This is a genomic window from Rhodococcus qingshengii JCM 15477, from assembly GCF_023221595.1.
In the GTDB taxonomy this organism is placed as follows: domain Bacteria; phylum Actinomycetota; class Actinomycetes; order Mycobacteriales; family Mycobacteriaceae; genus Rhodococcus_F; species Rhodococcus_F qingshengii.
Genome location: NZ_CP096563.1, coordinates 5152454 through 5168871 on the forward strand (window position 1 = coordinate 5152454; position 16418 = coordinate 5168871).

Below are 16418 nucleotides of genomic sequence, written 5' to 3' on the forward strand. Positions count from 1 at the left end.
GATCGCCTCCTAGTACGCGAACGACAGTTGTTTGGGCTTGTCCGGATCTTCCGGCTCGTCATGATCTGTATCGCCCGGCGGATGCATGTCGTGCTCCAACGGGCCTTCCTTCGCGTACCGCACGATCAGCTTGAACCAGACGACTCCCAGCGCTCCGTACAGCAGGGTGAAGGTGATCAGCGAAGCCCAGACGGTAGCCGACGCGTGGTCCGAAACACCTTGGTCGACAGTAAGTCTGATCATGTCGACGCCGGTCGGGTTGGGATGCACCACCCAGGGCTGACGGCCCATCTCGGTGAAGATCCAACCGGCGCTGTTCGCCATGAACGGAGTGGGGATCGCGACCAGGCTGAGTATTCCGAACCACTTCTGGTCCGGGACCCGCCCCTTACGAGTGACCCACAGTCCCGCGAGAGCCAGTGCTGCCGAACCGGCGGCGAGGCCGATCATGGCGCGGAAAGACCAGTACGTGACAAAGAGATTCGGTCGGTAGTTACCCGGTCCGAAGTCCTGCTCCGCCTGCTCCTGCAGTTGGTTCACGCCTTGCAGTTCGACGCCGGTGAACTTGCCCTCGGCCAACCATGGAAGAACGAACGGCACCTTCAGAACGTGCGTCACGCTGTCACAGTTGTTGTGAGTGCCGATAGTGAGGATCGAGAAGTCCGGATCCATCTCGGTGTCGCACAGCGATTCCGCCGACGCCATCTTCATGGGTTGCTGCTGGAACATGAGCTTGCCTTGGACGTCACCGGTATAGATGATGCCGATTCCGGCCACGATCATGACGAGCAACGCGAATCGTGTTGCCGGGCGGTACATCGTCCGTGCGTCGGCTTCGAGGCGCTCGGCTTCGGCGGCCTCAGCCTGCTTGGCGCGGCGCATGTTCCGCACCATCCACCAACCACTGATGCCGGCGACGAACGTCGCCGCTGTCAGGAAGGCGCCGGCAACCGCGTGCGGGAAGGCAGCGAGAGCGGTGTTGTTGGTCAGCAGCTCCCAGATACTGGTGAGCTCGGCACGACCCGTTTCAGGGTTGTACGTCGCACCGACCGGATGCTGCATGAACGAGTTGGCCGCGATGATGAAGAATGCCGACGCGTTGACGCCGATCGCCACGAGCCAAATGCACGCCAGGTGTACAAGTTTGGGCAGCCTGCCCCAACCGAAGATCCAGAGTCCGATGAAGACGGACTCCATGAAGAAGGCGACGAGGCCTTCCAATGCGAGCGGAGCTCCGAAGACGTCACCGACGAATCGCGAGTACTCGCTCCAGTTCATGCCGAACTGGAACTCCTGCACGATGCCGGTGGCTACACCGAGTGCGAAGTTGATGAGGAAAAGCTTGCCGAAGAACTTGGTGAGCCGATACCAGTGGTCCTTTTTGGTGACCACCCACATCGTCTGCATGATCGCGATCATCGGCGCAAGTCCGATGGTCAGCGGAACAAGGATGAAGTGGTAGACGGTAGTGATACCGAACTGCCACCTGGAGACGTCCAAAGTATCCATTGGCTACTCCGAGAGTAGGGCCCTGGGACAGGCTTCGGGGTTCGAGACGCGGGCAGTCGCTCGGCCCCTGCGGACACGGTACTGCTGTCCGGTTTGGACCGCAGGACTTTGCTACTACCAAATGTAGTAGAGACCTGTCGCGAATCCTATTCGCCTATCGCCCTGCTGAATCCGAATCAATTGCACGTTCAACCAATTCCGCGAATTCCCCGGAGACCTTCGGCTCTGGCAATGTGAGCCCGTCGAGTGTATGGACGCGTGCGGCCAGCGTGACGCTCGAAACCATCCACACTCCGTCGGCCGCAATCAAATCCGCAGGTCGGAGGGTTTCGTATCGGCAATCGAAGCGAGCACTGCCGGCAACGTCGAACAGGGCGCGCTGCGTAGTGCCCATCAAAATGCCCTGTGCGGGAGGCGGTGTGATCAAAGTCCTGTCCCGAACGATCACCACCGTCGAGCGTGGCCCCTCCAACACATTGCCCTCGGAACTGACGAAGATCACATCGTCAGCACCCAAATTCGCCGCATATCGAAGCGCTGCCATGTTGGTTGCGTACGACAACGTCTTCGCGCCCAGTAGCTGCCAGGGTGCCCGGGCAGAGAGATCGACAGAGAAACCTCGCTCGAGAGTCATCACCGACAACCCCGATTCGCGGACCTGTCTGACCCGATCGGCCACCGGACCGACCATCACGAAGGCTGTCGGCTTGTCACCGCTCTCACGGCCGCGGGTCAGAACAAGACGAAGAGCGCCTTCCTTCTCGGTCCCCCACTCCTCGGCAGCCATCTCGATCGCCAGACGCCAATCATCGAGAACGGGAGCGGGCAGACCGAGTGCCCGCGCGCTCAGAACCAGTCGACTCAGGTGTCCCTCGACCACCCGGGCGCGGCCGTCGCGTACCAACAGCGTCTCGAAGACTCCGTCGCCGCGCACCACCGCCAGGTCGTCGGCGTGCAGAAACGGTGCGTCAGCATCGAGCACCTCATGGTCGAGAGTCACCAATACGCGATCAGGCATGCCATCAACCCTAACGATCCGCCAAGCCGCCGGGGCCGCCCTGTAACCGCGATCCCGCCCACACTCCTAGACTGGTCTCGTGGTCGACAACGCTCTTGTGCCCAACAGCCCACTTCTGACTTCCCCCGGCGCGGTCACCGCACCGGACGGTTCGGCCGACATCGGTGTCGCGTGGCACTACGGCGATCCTCTCGGCGAACAGCGAACCGCGCAGCGCGCAGCAGTGGTGGTCGACCGCAGTCACAGATTCGTGATCGCCATTCCCGGCGACGAACGCCTCACGTGGCTGCACACGATTTCGAGCCAGCACATCGCCGCGCTCCCCGACGGCAAGAGTGCCGAGAACTTGAGCCTGGACGTCAACGGACGCGTCGAGCACCACTTCGTGCAGACGGACCTGGCAGGTGTCACCTGGATCGACACCGAGGCGAACCGCGGACCCGACCTTCTCTCCTTCTTGAAGAAGATGGTGTTCTGGTCCAAGGCCGAACCTCGAGACGGCAACGAACTCGCGGTCCTGAGCCTGATCGGACCCGAAGCGTCAACTGTCCTCGCCGCACTCGAGGTTCAGACACCCACCGAGGCCTACGACGCTCACGCCTTGGCCGACGGCGGATTTGTCCGCCGCATGCCGTGGCCTACCGAGAACTCTTTCGATCTTCTCGTCCCACGTGAGCAACTGGCAGCGTGGTGGACCAGGCTGACCGATGCCGGCGCCAAGCCCGCCGGCAGTTGGGCCTTCGAGGCACTGCGCGTCGAAGCGACGAGGCCTCGCCTCGGACTGGACACCGACGAACGGACCATCCCGCACGAGGTCCACTGGATCGGTGGGCCGGCCGAGCACGGCGCCGTCCACCTCGACAAGGGGTGCTACCGCGGTCAGGAAACCGTCGCCCGAGTTCACAATCTCGGCAAGCCCCCGCGCCATCTCGTCATGTTGCACCTCGACGGCAGCGCCGAAGCCGTCCCGGAACCGGGTGACCCGATCACGGCGGGCGGACGGGCCGTCGGACGCGTCGGGACCGTCGTCAATCATCACGAGCTCGGCCCCATCGCACTCGCTCTGATCAAGCGCAACATCCCGGTCGACACCGAACTGATGGCCGGCCCCAGCGCTGCGTCCATCGATCCGGATTCGATCGTGGCGGACGACGCACCCCAGGCCGGACGTGAGGCTGTCAACCGATTGCGCGGAAAGTGACGGGCACGGTCGACGCGGTCTGCGTCGTCCACACCGAACGTGACAGTGGCGTCAGGCGAGTCCCCCGTACCGCGATCGACAAGCGTCCCGTCGACGGCCGCGTCGCGGTCGGCCGACTCGGTCTGGGTGGCGACTACGTCTGCGACACCGAGTTCCACGGCGGCGCCTTCCAAGCTGTCTACGCGTATCAGCGCGACGAAGCGCAGCGCTGGTCGGACGAATTGGGCCGACCTCTCGGCCCCGGATGGTTCGGCGAGAATCTTCACATCATCGGGATGCTCGTCACGGACGCCGTGATCGGCGAGCGTTGGCACATCACCGGAGCCGAGGCGTCGGACGTTCTCGAACTCGAGGTGACTGCTCCCCGCGTCCCGTGCGGCACCTTCGGCATCTGGGCCGCGGAAAAGGGCTGGGTCAAAAGATTCACCGAGCGGACCGACGTCGGCGCCTACCTTCGCGTCAACCGGACCGGCACGATCGCCGCGGGCGATTCGGTCACCCGAGTCCACGTACCGGATCACGGAGTGACTGTTCGAGAGGTCTTCGCCGGAACGGACCCTGAGCGGCTTCGACGGCTGCTCGCAGAACACACCGACCTTGCACCGAACGTCACCGCGCGCGTCCAGAGGTTCATCGAACAAGCAGAAGCGCAGGTGCACTCGTGAGTATCGAATTGGTGGAAGTGGTCCGCTCCGGATTCCGCGAATGCGTGCATCGCGGATCGGCCGTCATTCTCGGCGCCGACGGCGAGGTCGTTGTCGGACTCGGGGAAATTCACACACCCATCTACCCGCGCTCGGCGAACAAGCCGCTGCAAGCCGTCGCTGCGCTTCGTAACGGCTTTGCACCCACCAGCCCGGAAGAGCTGGCCGTCGCGTCGTCCTCACATGCGGGCGAGGCCGATCACATCGAACTGGTCGCAGCGCTTCTCGCTCGCTACCAACTCGGTGTCGACCAGTTGCAGTGCCCCTCCGATCTGCCGGGCAACGAACTGGCCCGAGCCGAACTGATCGCAGCGGGCGAGCTTCCCAGCCCGATCTACATGACCTGCTCGGGCAAGCACTCCGCGATGCTCGCCACGTGCGTCGTGAACGACTGGCCGCTCGAGACGTACATGGAGCCGACTCATCCCCTCCAACTCGCGATCCAGGAGACGATCTTCGATCTCAGCGGCGAGGAAGAGCAGGAACTCGGCATCGACGGTTGTGGTCTCCCGATCGTCCCGCTTTCGCTCACGAACCTGGCTCGGGCATTCGGACGCCTGCCCTCGGCTGAGCCCGACTCACCCGAACGAGCTGTGGCCGACGCGGTCCGCGAGAACCCCTTCCTCGTCTCGGGCACCGGCCGCAACGATCAGCGCCTGATGTCCGCAGTGCCGGGTCTGTTCTCCAAGACCGGATACGACGGCATCTACGCCGGAGCGCTTCCCGACGGGTCCGCTTTCGCCCTCAAGATCGACGACGGTCACGAGCGGGCGCTCCTGCCCTTGGCGGCAGCTCTGCTCAAGCGGATGAACACCGAGTGGACCGAGGAGTTGGCGGCTCTCGCATCCGCTCCGGTCTTCGGCGGCGACGCCCGAGTGGGGACGATTCGCGCAATTCCCGGAAACTTCTGAGCAGTTCTCACAAAGTTCTGACGAGTTCTTTCAGCATCCTGGCAGCTCGCGGCCATAGTGAGAGCAATCAGACACGGCGGTGAGGCCTTCGTGGAAGCGGAAGCGACTTTTCCACGCTAGAGTGTGTGTCAGGAAACTTACACACTCAAACGGGGCCGCCAAATTCCCCAGGCCGCCCCGCGAAAGCGCGAGGGGGTCAGCCATGGGCCGCGGCCGGGCTAAGGCAAAGCAGACCAAGGTTGCACGCGAATTGAAATACAGCGTACCGACCACGGATTTCGACAGCCTGCAAAGAGAGCTCGCAGGTGGATCGACCAACTCGCATCGGAGCAGTGTCCGATCGGACCAGACTTCCGATAGGGAAGGGCATGCGCGAGAGGACGACTACGACGACTGGCGGCGTTGACCGCGCACTGCCACCGCGCAGACTGTGAAATGAGGAAGAGCTGATCGCTCTTCCTCATTTTTGCGTTCCATTTTCCGCCTCGCGTCTGCTTGCACGGACACACAAAACTGCCCCACCGGATCTCTCCGATGGGGCAGCTGACGTTGCGGTCTAGAAGCGCGGGTGGTCTCCGGCCAGGAACGCACGCTCTGCAGCGGCGTCCGACGCCTTCTTGACGCTACCGAGCGTCCAGCAGTCGATGTGGCGTGCGGTGAGGACGGCAAGTGCGCGGTCGACGTCCTCGGGTGCGACGACGGCGACCATGCCGACGCCCATGTTGAACGTCTGCTCCATCTCGGCGCGCTCGACGCGTCCGCGCTGCGCGATCATGGCGAAGACCGGAGCGGGGCTCCAGGTTCCGCGATCGAGTTCGGCGACCAAGCCCTTGGGCATGACGCGCGCGAGGTTGTTGGCGAGGCCGCCACCGGTGACGTGGCAGAACGTGCGCACGTCGGTCTCGGCAGCGAGTGCCAGGCAGTCCTTGGCGTAGATCCTGGTGGGCTCGAGCAGCTCTTCACCGAGCGTGCGGCCGAACTCGTCGACGTGTGCGCTCAGGTTCATGCGGTCGATCTCGAGCAGGACCTTGCGGGCCAGTGAGTAACCGTTGGAGTGCAGTCCCGAAGAACCCATCGCGATGACGACGTCGCCGGGGCGAACGCGATCCGGTCCGAGCAGCTTCTCGGCCTCCACGACACCGACGCCGGTGGCGGAGAGGTCGTAGTCACCGTCAGCCATGATGCCGGGGTGCTCGGCGGTCTCGCCACCGAGGAGAGCGCAACCGGCCTGGATGCAGCCCTCGGCGATACCGCTGACCAATTCCGCGACGCGCTCGGGGATGACCCGGCCGACAGCGATGTAGTCCTGGAGGAACAGCGGCTCGGCGCCACAGACGACGAGGTCGTCGACAACCATGGCGACGAGGTCGAGTCCGACCGTGTCGTGCTTGTCCATCGCCTGCGCGACAGCGAGCTTGGTTCCGACGCCGTCGGTCGATGCGGCGAGCAACGGCTCCTTGTAGTCACCCTTGAGGGAGAACAAGCCGGCGAAACCACCGAGGCCACCCATGACCTCGGGGCGGCTGGCCTTCTTGGCCAGAGGGGCGAAGAGTTCCACCGCCCGGTCGCCTGCGGCGATATCGACTCCTGCTGCCGCGTAGGAGGCGCCTGCGGTGCGGTGACTGTCCTCGGTCATCGGGTTACTACTCCAGCCTTGTATTTCTCGCGAGCACGTATTGCTCGTGCACAGGTAAGTGGTCTTGCAATGTGAAGTGTTTGCAATCCTCGTGACGCGAGATGGATCGTTCGACTCGAGACCCAGAGCGCGCACACAAATACCGACGATTACGCCCATACGCTACCGGACCGGCCCCCTCGGTGAGACCTCGCGTACCCCGAGACGTCAGTTCTGCAGCCGCGCACCGATCGAGGCGTGCAGTGCGCGCAGACTGTTCTGCCCGAGTGCGACCGTCTCGGATTCGATGTGTTTGAGGAGGTGTCCGTCGTGGACGACCTTCTCGCTCGACTGGATCAGTACCGTCCCGGCTCCGGTGAAATCGAACTGGCGTTCTTCACCGGTGTTCGCGCCGAACATGCTTCCGCGAACCGCGCCCAGGAAGCTCTGCATCCAGTCGGCATCGAAGTGGTGGGACGGCGACGGGCAGTCGGCCCAACCCACCAACGCCTGCGGGTCGATGCGCAGCGGCGGCTCCGCGAACATGACCGGGCCATTGGACGACGCCAGGAACTTGCCTGTCCCCAGTAGCGTCAAAAAGCCTGGGACGATGGACTGTTTGAGGTCCAGGCTGGTCTCGAAGGCGAGGAGATTGGCCGCGCGAATCGTGAGGTTGCCGTCGTCGAGGTCGTAGGAGTTGATGTTGAATCCGCGGTCCCCGAGGATCAACTTGCCCTGTCCCTGAGCGAGCACCCAGTCGTCCGCGTAGAGCGGTGAAGAAAACCTGGCCGCGACGATCGCCGTCATGCTCGTGTGCCCGAGCGGCTCGAAGTTGATGTTTCCGTAGTACGCGATCATCGCGCCCTTGGACGTGAACCACGGCTGCCCGGCCATCTCGACGCAGAAGGCGTAATCGTTACCCGGGACGTTGTCGTTGGCGGGCAGAGTTGCCGGATTGTGAATTTCGATACCCATGCTCTGTGCCCTCTCAGAACTTCTGCTCGGACGCCTGGACCCAGACGGTGCCGGCGCCGGTCATCTTCAGCTGGATGGACTCCCCCGAGCCCTTGCCGACGGCCTCGCGCCAGCCGACGTTCGCGGAGATGTCGACGTTGATCTGACCGATGTGGCACACGTATGCCTGCGGGTCGACGACGACCTGAGGATTGTTCGGACCGACCTGCAACGGAATCGCGCCCCCGTGCGAGAGAACCGCGACGCTTCCCTGTCCGTGCAACTGCGTCGTGAACAGGCCTTGACCGGTCATGGCGCCACGTACCGCTCCGCGCACACCGCCCTGCGACGTGAGAGCGACTATCGAACTCTGCAGGTAACCGTCGTGTGCGAGGAGCCGGTCGGCTTCGACCGTGAGCATCGAGGAACCGTCGAGGTGGATGACCTCGACGTAAAGACCGGCGTGCCCGTAGAAAACCTCACCGTTTCCCTCGGCGGCCATCATGCGTGCGTGTTCGCCGGACATCATGCGGCCGGCCATCCCGGCGATACCGCCCATGTTCGGCATGGCGCCGGGCCCACCGCCCATGCTGTGCGGGATGAAGCGGACGTCACCGGTGTAGTAGAGCATCGACCCGGTGCGGGCGAGCACGTTCTGTCCCGGTGCGAGGGTCGACTTGACGACCTTGCTGTTCACCAATTCCAACGGCATGGGTCAGCGCTCCTCAGGCTGGATGTAGACGACTCCGGATCCGTCGAATCGCAGCGAGAACGCTTCACCGCTGCCACCGCCGATCGCAGAGCGCCAGGTGACGTCGGTGACGAAGCTCTGGTTCAGCTGGCCACGGTGAGCGACGAAGGCGTCGGGATCGGCAACCAGCGGATACTGCGGGCTGACTTCGAGCGCGATGATCGGTCCGCCCTTCGACAGCACCGCCACCAGACCGGTGCCGCTGACGACCGTCGTGAACAAGCCCTGTCCGGAACCTGCGCCGCGGAGACCGGCAAATTTCACGTCGGTTCGCAGTTGGCCGACCAATGCGAGCAACTGTGACGCTTCCACGTGCAGAGCGTCGTTGTTGAGCTCGATGATCGTGATGTCCTGGGCATCGACCGCGAAATAGACGGTGCCTTGACCACTGACTTCCATCAGGGACAGTGATTCACCTGCCGCCTTCTGTTTCAGCGCAGCACGCAGCCCGCCACCACCGCCCATTCCGGCGTTCTTGAAGGTGATCGCACCCTCGTACGCCACCATCGAGCCGTTGATCGCTTTGATGGTGTCCCCCACCAGGTCTGCGACCAGTACCCGGTGCCCATCCATTCTCAGTTGCGCCACGGAGGGCACTATGCCAGATGCTCGCGACGTATGCCGTGTCGTGGAACAGAAAGTCGTGAACAGAAAATCTGCCGCCCACATGCTGTGGACGGCAGATTCTCGGCTGTCGAATTTCAACGATTCTGATGTTCAGGGGCGGCTGAGCGCGCTCGCATTGTCGTTGTCGCGAGTGGCCGTCGAACCTGCGGTGCTCTCGAGCATCCCCTCGAGGACGTTCTTGCCGATCGACGTTTCCTTGGGAAGCGCGATCGGGTAGGTCCCGTCGAAGCACGCGGCGCACAGACGGCTGGCCGGCTGCTCGGTGGCGGCGATCATGCCCTCGGTGGAGATGTATCCGAGGGTGTCCGCTCCGATGGAACGACGCACACCGTCGAGCATCTCCTCGAACGTCGCATCCTGTCCGCCCGCGCCGTTGGCAATCAATTCGGCCGGTGAGGCGAAGTCGATGCCGTAGAAGCAGGGCCACTTGACCGGCGGCGAGGCGATACGGACGTGAATTTCAAGGGCGCCGGCTTCGCGGAGCATCCGGATGAGCGCACGCTGGGTGTTACCGCGGACGATCGAATCGTCCACCACCACAAGGCGCTTGCCGCGGATGACTTCCTTGAGCGGGTTGAGCTTGAGCCTGATACCGAGCTGACGGATCGTCTGCGACGGCTGGATGAAGGTACGGCCCACGTAGGCGTTCTTCATCAAACCCTGGCCGTAAGGAATGCCTGAGCCCTGTGCGTACCCGACTGCTGCGGGGGTGCCGGACTCGGGAACGGGGATGACCAAGTCACCTTCGGCGGGATGCTCGCTGGCGAGCAGACGGCCGATCTCGACGCGGGTCGAGTGGACCGAACGGCCACCGATGACGCTGTCGGGACGGGCAAGGTAGACGTACTCGAAGACACATCCCTTGGGCGTCGGATTCGCGAAACGTGAGGAGCGGACACCGTCGGCGTCGATCGCGAGTAGCTCACCGGGTTCGATGTCGCGAACGAACGACGCACCGACGATGTCGAGTGCTGCGGTCTCGCTGGCGACTACCCAACCGCGGTCGAGTCGACCGAGGCAGAGCGGGCGGATGCCGTGCGGATCCCGCGCTGCGTACAGCGTGTGCTCGTCCATGAAGGTGAGGCAGAACGCGCCCTCCAACGTGGGAAGCAATTCCATCGCGGCCTGTTCGATGGTGCTGTCGCCGGCAGCGTGTGCCAGGAGACCACCGATGAGGTCGGAGTCGGAAGTCGCGGCATTGGGGCGCTTGTCGTTGACCAGGCCGGCTGCACGGGTGCGGCTCGCGAGTTCAGCGGTGTTGACCAGGTTGCCGTTGTGGCCGAGCGCGATGCCGGTGCCGGCAGTGGTCGTACGGAAGATGGGCTGCGCGTTCTCCCACGTCGTGGAACCGGTGGTGGAGTAACGGCAATGTCCGACGGCGACGTGACCTGGCATCGCTGCGAGGGTCTGCTCGTCGAATACCTGACTGACCAGGCCGAGATCCTTGAACACCAGCACCTGGGAGCCGTCGGCTACCGCAATGCCGGCAGCTTCTTGACCACGGTGCTGAAGTGCGTACAGGCCGTAATAAGTGAGCTTCGCCACATCCTCTCCCGGCGCCCAGACGCCGAATACACCGCATTCTTCGCGGGGCTCGTTCTCGTCCTCGTCGGACGGGTTCGAAGCGAGGAGATTTGGACTGTTGACCGACAGATCGGCACGAGTCACCGGGCGCTCCCTTTGTGGGCAGGGGTTGGGGGGCATCCACAGTCTACGGCCATTTTGGGACTCACTTCCCCTGAGGGCTGCCTTGGCTCTCAGATCACGCCGAAGCGAACCGGATGGTCTCTCACTGTTACTGCGTCAACCACTCTGTTGCTGCGCCAACCCCTCTGTTGCTAGGTCAACCGCAGCAGTGGGAGCCAGTGCGCAATTTCGGGAGCGCGGCTACCTGAGGCGTCGACTCTTCCGTCACCGGAGGCGTCGGAGAACTCGAGCAATCCGGTGACCATCTGCAACCACGTCCGAGCGTCCGTCTCGACGACGTTGGGCGGGGTTCCGCGCGTGTGACGCGGACCTTCGATGCATTGCACCGCAACAAACGGTGGGACCCGCACCTCGACGCTCGATCCGGGGGCGATCTGTTCGAGAGTGCGCGCACTCATCTTCACTGCCGCACCGAGTTCACTGCGCGAAGGCTTCGGCAGTTCCGGATCTCGAAGCCACGGGCCGACGGCCAGGACGGCGGCACGAAATTCGGCGGGGTCGACGGCGCGGCGGGGCGGCATCAGTTCACTCCCTGTCTGCGAGTAGCGATACGAACGGCAAGTGCGCCACCGGCATTCGTGGCCAGGTGCAGCAGGGCGGGGGCAAGTACGCTGCCGCCACGGCGGTGCAGCCACTCGAACAGCAATGCCGAAGCGCCGGTGAACGCCACGGCTGCGGGAACGTTGTCGCCGGCACCGCGGGCGGGGGCGACGTGCCACAGCCCGAAGGTCAGTGCGTGAACAGCCTGCGCGGTCGGCCTGTTCAGTTCGCGGCTCCAGACGGCCGACATCGCGCTACGGAACAACAGTTCCTCGGAGAGCACCGTCCCGAACGGGATGTGCAGGATGATCCATTCGAGGAAGTCTTCGCGGCCGTCTGCTCGCTCGTCGGCAGCGAGAGTCGCGCGCAAGGACGGAACGGCCAAAGCGACGCTGTAGCCGGTGAGGACCGCCCCCGCCGCGGCTCCGCCGAACTGAGCACCACCACGAATGCCGGTGTGCGCCAAGCCGAGTTCCTCGCGGGTGTAACCACGTGCGAGTAGGACTCCGATCGCCGACAGACCGGCCGCGGTGTTGACCACGGCGCGGGCACGAGGCGAAAGACCGAATGCCGGAAGCACGACGTTGCTCCAGGTGATCGCGGTAGCGGAGAGCGCGATCGAGGCGACTCCCCTCACTTCTCGGGGCCCTCTGATTTCACGGCGACAACCAAAGCCGATCGCACCCGCTCGGTTTCTGCGGCCGTCCATCCCTCGGGCTGGGCAACGCTGATCCAGGCGTCCAGAACGGAGGTTCCGTAATTGTGACCATGGCCGTCCGGAACTCCCGCGGCGTTACCGAGGTCTGCAGACACCTGCCAGAACGTCACGACCGGGAACCACTTCATCGACGGCGAGCGGTCGAATCCCGGTACTTCCTTGAGCCACTCGGGCCGATTGAACATGAGGTCGGGTGACCACCACACCACTGGATCGGAAGGGTGCTGGACAAACAGAACCCGCGGCTGCGGCCACGTCATCCCGTCGGTCGGAATGTCTTCGGAGCGATCCGCGAACCGCACACCGGCCAAGCCGTCCGCGTAGACAGGAGCTACTTCGGGAGTGCCTGGATCGCGCCTCTTCTCGATCGAACGCCACAACTGCGTCGCGTTCGGTGGGCCAACCCACAGAATTCCGTCGGCGGTATCGCGTGCCGCCTGCAGTGTGTCGAAGGCTCCGGCGCCGGCCATGACGCCGAGGCTCTCGCCGTAGACCATCAACTTCGGCCTGGTGGCTTCCGGTTCCTGGAGCCATCTTTCGTGTACCCGCTCGATCAACAGGCGTCCGGCAGCTTGCGCCTTCTCCTGGTCGGCGAGGAACGAGATCCAACTCGGCAGGTACGAGTACTGGCTGGCGACAAGAGCAGTGTCGCCGTCATGCACAAGTTCGATTGCCTGTGCCGCAGTGGGATTGACCCACCCCGTACCCGTCGTCGGAATGACCACGAGGACCTTGCGTTGGAAGGCGCCGGTTCGCTCCAGCTCCTTGATGACCAGATCCATACGCTCTTCGGGATCTTCGGCGCTTTCAAGTCCGGCATATACGCGAATCGGATCCATCGCAGGCTTACCGGTTGCCGCTTCGAGTTCCTGCGCGTCGAGTCCGCGCGAGACGAAGTTTCGTCCCTCGAACCCCAATGTGTCCCAGGGAGCGGCTGATTCGGGGCTACCCGATTTCATCGGATCCTGCGGTTCGACGACGCCGTCGCGAGTGGTCGAGTTCTGCAGACTGAAGATCGAGTTGGTCGCTGCATAGATTCCGCGGACCAGGACGCCGTCGACCAGCATGAAGAACAGGACGGTGACAACCAGGACACCGACGCCATTGGCCACCGACCGTGACCAGTGGAACCGCCGCATCAGCTGTCGGGCAATCAGTTTCACCAGATCGTGGAGGACCCGCCAGATCGAGATGAGCAGGCCACCGACGAGCAGGCTCAGTCCGAGGGTTCGGATGTAGCCGGAAGTGGTCGTGCCTTCGGCATCGGTCAGTGCCGCGATTTCACGTTGCCACCCGGCCGCGTAGACCAGCATGATGATCGCCGCGACGATGGACGCGACCGGAACGAAGACCTTGATCGCGGAAGGCACCGGCTCGGGCAGTGGCCACCACCGTCGCCCGCTGAGCAGGTATCGCTCGACAGCCCAACCGATCGCAGTACCGACGCCGTAGCCGATGGCCGAGTTGATTCCGCCGATCAGACCTTGGAAAAGCCAATCGCGCGGCAACAGCGAAGGGGTCAACGACCAGCAGAAGAAGAACGCGGCAAACGCGATGCCGGTGAAGTCGAGTTTGAGGAGCCCCCACGCCCACTCGGTGAAGCGGTTGTCGAGCTTCTCGAGGGGTGCGGGAACAGCCAGCCGCAGGTGGTGTTCCTGCGGCTGGCTGTCAGAAGAAGTCAGTTCTCCGGAATCGACCATCTATCACCCGAACAGTGCGGGCAGCGTTCCCTCGAAGGCCTCACGGAGCTTGGCCATCGTGACGGAGAAGTGTCCCTGGACCTCGACGGAGTCGCTGCCCTCGTCGACGACCCCGATACGCGTCCACGGCAAGCCGCGGGCGGTGCACATACCGGTGAAGCGAGTCTCCTCGGTACGCGGAACTGCAACGAGGACGCGTCCCGACGATTCCGAGAACAAGGTCACGAACGGATCGGCGCCCTCGGGAATCAGGATGCGGCAACCGGTTTCGCCGGCCAGCGCGGCTTCGACGACAGCCTGGGCCAGTCCACCCTCGGAGAGGTCGTGGGCTGCGGTGACGAGACCGTCACGCGAAGAGGCGAGCAGAATGTCGGCGAGCAGTTGCTCACGGGCGAGGTCGACCTTCGGTGGCACGCCACCGAGGTGACCGTGCTCGACCTGCGACCAGATGGAGCCGTCGAACTCGTCGTGGGTGTCGCCGAGCAGGATCAGCGTCTCGCCGGGCTCGAGTCCGAGGCCCGTCGGGATGCGGCGGTGAACGTCGTCGATCACACCGAGGACGGCAACCACCGGCGTCGGCAGGATTGCCGTGGATCCGGTCTGGTTGTAGAAGCTGACGTTGCCGCCGGTGACGGGGATGCCGAGGGTGGCGCAGCCGTCGGCAAGGCCGCGAACGGCCTGCTGGAACTGCCACATGACACCCGGGTCCTCGGGAGAACCGAAGTTCAGGCAGTTGGAGACGGCCTTGGGCGTTGCGCCCGTGACTGCCACGTTGCGGAAAGCCTCGGCCAACGCGAGCTGCGCACCGGTGTACGGGTCGAGCGCGGTGTAGCGGCCCGAAGCGTCGGTGGACAGTGCGATCCCGCGTCCGGTCTTCTCGTCGATGCGGATGACACCGCCGTCGGCGTTCTCGGCCAGGACGGTGTTTCCGCGGACGTAGCGGTCGTACTGCTCGGTGATCCACTTGCGGCTGCACAGGGCAGGCGAGGCGATCATCTTCAGCAGGGTCGCTTCGAGCTCGGCGTCGGTTTCGGGACGCTTCAGTCCGGCGGTCGTATTCGCGATCAAGGCATCCTGCGTTGCCGGACGCTCGACGGGGCGGTGGTAAACGGGACCCTCGTGCGCGACGGTGCGCGGGGGAACGTCGACGACGGTCTCGCCGTGCCAGGAGATGGTGAGGTGCTCACCGTCGGTGACCTCGCCGATGTCGGTGGCCAGGACGTCCCACTTCTTGCAGACCTCCATGAACGCATCGACGTTCTCGGGCGTGACCACGGCGCACATGCGCTCCTGCGATTCGCTCGAGAGCACCTCGGCCGGGGTCATTCCGGTGGCGCGCATCGGAACCTTCTCGAGGTTGATGTGCATGCCGCCGTCGCCGGCCGCAGCCAGCTCGGAGGTGGCGCAGGACAGCCCGGCGCCGCCGAGGTCCTGGATGCCGACGACGAGGCCGGCCTTGTAGAGGTCGAGACAGCACTCGATGAGCACCTTCTCGGTGAACGGGTCGCCGACCTGAACCGCGGGCAGCTTCTTACGTCCGCCGGTGTCTCCACCCTCGTCGTCGAACGTCGCCGACGCGAGGACCGACACGCCGCCGATTCCGTCGAGACCGGTGCGTGCGCCGAACAGGATGATCTTGTTGCCCGCGCCAGAAGCGAAGGCCAGATGCAGATCCTCGACGCGCATGACGCCGGCAGCGAGGGCGTTGACCAGCGGGTTACCTGCATAGGACTCGTCGAACACCGTCTCGCCGCCGATGTTCGGCAGGCCGAGGGAGTTTCCGTATCCACCGACACCGCGCACGACACCGTCGACGACGCGACGGGTATCAGGGGCGTCAGCAGCACCGAACCGAAGCTGATCCATGACGGCGATCGGACGAGCACCCATGGCCATGATGTCGCGGACGATGCCGCCGACACCGGTCGCCGCACCCTGGTAAGGCTCGACGTACGACGGGTGGTTGTGGCTCTCGACCTTGAACGTGACTGCCCAGCCGTCACCGATGTCGACGACGCCGGCGTTCTCACCGATACCGGCCAGCATGTTGGCGCGCATCTCGTCGGTGGTGGTCTTGCCGAAGTATCCGAGGTGGACCTTGGAGGACTTGTACGAGCAGTGCTCGCTCCACATCACCGAGTACATCGCCAGTTCGGCGTCCGTGGGACGGCGGCCCAGGATCTCCTTGATGCGTGCGTATTCGTCGTCCTTGAGACCGAGCTCCTTGAACGGCTGAGCGGCATCGGGATCAGCCGATGCGTGCGTGACGGTATCGACCTGGTGAGCAGACACTGGAGAGTGGTCCCTTCCCTACGGGAGTCAAGAGGCAAGCCGGCGCGGAGCGGGACACCACGAATGTGCCCAACGAAAGAACGTGCCGGGGGACAGTCTATCGGTGTGGGCCGACGACTTCCGCAGACGGCAGCACCCGCAACACCTCCGGGCCTGCGAAGTATCGCCGGT

General features: G+C 64.2%; 15 protein-coding genes. 4 read left to right on the forward strand and 11 right to left on the reverse strand.

The window, feature by feature from the left end; genetic code table 11:
- Positions 1–9: 9 nt before the first annotated feature.
- Together M0639_RS23545 and M0639_RS23550 are read right to left on the reverse strand one after the other, a co-directional pair.
- Positions 10–1509: a cytochrome ubiquinol oxidase subunit I gene (locus M0639_RS23545; protein ID WP_007733830.1), complete on the reverse strand. Its 1500-nt coding sequence runs from the start codon at positions 1507–1509 to the stop codon at positions 10–12.
- A gap of 154 nt (positions 1510–1663) precedes the next feature.
- Entirely contained in the window at positions 1664–2527 is an 864-nt protein-coding gene (locus M0639_RS23550; protein WP_007733829.1) for an aminodeoxychorismate lyase, read from the reverse strand.
- Positions 2528–2606: 79 nt separating this feature from the next.
- Between M0639_RS23550 and ygfZ the strand changes: the two genes are divergently transcribed.
- From ygfZ to M0639_RS23570, 4 genes are all read left to right on the forward strand, one after another.
- Positions 2607–3728: a CAF17-like 4Fe-4S cluster assembly/insertion protein YgfZ gene (gene ygfZ / locus M0639_RS23555; protein WP_007733828.1), complete on the forward strand. Its 1122-nt coding sequence runs from the start codon at positions 2607–2609 to the stop codon at positions 3726–3728.
- Positions 3725–4393 carry an MOSC domain-containing protein gene (locus M0639_RS23560; RefSeq protein ID WP_064073425.1) on the forward strand — a complete coding sequence of 223 codons (669 nt, stop codon included), beginning with the start codon at positions 3725–3727 and terminating at the stop codon, positions 4391–4393. The genes ygfZ and M0639_RS23560 overlap by 4 nt, the downstream gene beginning before the upstream one ends.
- Positions 4390–5343 (forward strand): asparaginase, encoded by a 954-nt coding sequence (locus M0639_RS23565; protein ID WP_003940365.1) that lies wholly within the window; start codon positions 4390–4392, stop codon positions 5341–5343. Before M0639_RS23560 ends, M0639_RS23565 begins: the two co-directional genes overlap by 4 nt.
- A gap of 202 nt (positions 5344–5545) precedes the next feature.
- Positions 5546–5749: a DUF3073 domain-containing protein gene (locus tag M0639_RS23570; protein WP_003940337.1), complete on the forward strand. Its 204-nt coding sequence runs from the start codon at positions 5546–5548 to the stop codon at positions 5747–5749.
- A 150-nt stretch (positions 5750–5899) separates the two neighbouring features.
- On the opposite strand, the gene purM is transcribed toward M0639_RS23570, so the two are convergent.
- The 9 genes from purM to purL all read right to left on the reverse strand — a co-directional run bounded on the left by purM (position 5900) and on the right by purL (position 16247).
- Complete coding sequence (purM, locus tag M0639_RS23575) at positions 5900–6979, reverse strand: phosphoribosylformylglycinamidine cyclo-ligase (protein WP_064073426.1); 1080 nt, start codon at positions 6977–6979, stop codon at positions 5900–5902.
- A 207-nt stretch (positions 6980–7186) separates the two neighbouring features.
- The gene (locus M0639_RS23580) at positions 7187–7933 is read right to left on the reverse strand and encodes an AIM24 family protein (RefSeq protein WP_064073427.1); all 747 of its coding nucleotides are present in this window, start codon (positions 7931–7933) and stop codon (positions 7187–7189) included.
- Positions 7934–7946: 13 nt separating this feature from the next.
- Positions 7947–8624, reverse strand: a complete 678-nt coding sequence (locus M0639_RS23585; RefSeq protein ID WP_003939918.1) for an AIM24 family protein — start codon at positions 8622–8624, stop codon at positions 7947–7949.
- A 3-nt stretch (positions 8625–8627) separates the two neighbouring features.
- Positions 8628–9236 (reverse strand): AIM24 family protein, encoded by a 609-nt coding sequence (locus M0639_RS23590; protein WP_003940441.1) that lies wholly within the window; start codon positions 9234–9236, stop codon positions 8628–8630.
- Positions 9237–9380: 144 nt separating this feature from the next.
- On the reverse strand, positions 9381–10958 hold the full coding sequence (gene purF / locus M0639_RS23595; RefSeq protein ID WP_003940541.1) for an amidophosphoribosyltransferase: 1578 nt from the start codon (positions 10956–10958) through the stop codon (positions 9381–9383).
- 170 nt (positions 10959–11128) lie between these two features.
- Positions 11129–11518, reverse strand: coding sequence for a sterol carrier family protein (locus M0639_RS23600; protein WP_064073428.1), 390 nt, complete (start codon positions 11516–11518; stop codon positions 11129–11131).
- A complete protein-coding gene (locus tag M0639_RS23605) occupies positions 11518–12174 on the reverse strand; it encodes a CPBP family intramembrane glutamic endopeptidase (RefSeq protein ID WP_007733821.1) in 657 nt (218 codons plus the stop codon). The genes M0639_RS23600 and M0639_RS23605 overlap by 1 nt, the downstream gene beginning before the upstream one ends.
- A complete protein-coding gene (locus tag M0639_RS23610; RefSeq protein WP_064073429.1) occupies positions 12171–13955 on the reverse strand; it encodes an alpha/beta hydrolase in 1785 nt (594 codons plus the stop codon). Before M0639_RS23610 ends, M0639_RS23605 begins: the two co-directional genes overlap by 4 nt.
- A 3-nt stretch (positions 13956–13958) precedes the next feature.
- A complete protein-coding gene (purL, locus tag M0639_RS23615) occupies positions 13959–16247 on the reverse strand; it encodes a phosphoribosylformylglycinamidine synthase subunit PurL (RefSeq protein WP_003940379.1) in 2289 nt (762 codons plus the stop codon).
- Between the last annotated feature and the right edge of the window lie 171 nt (positions 16248–16418).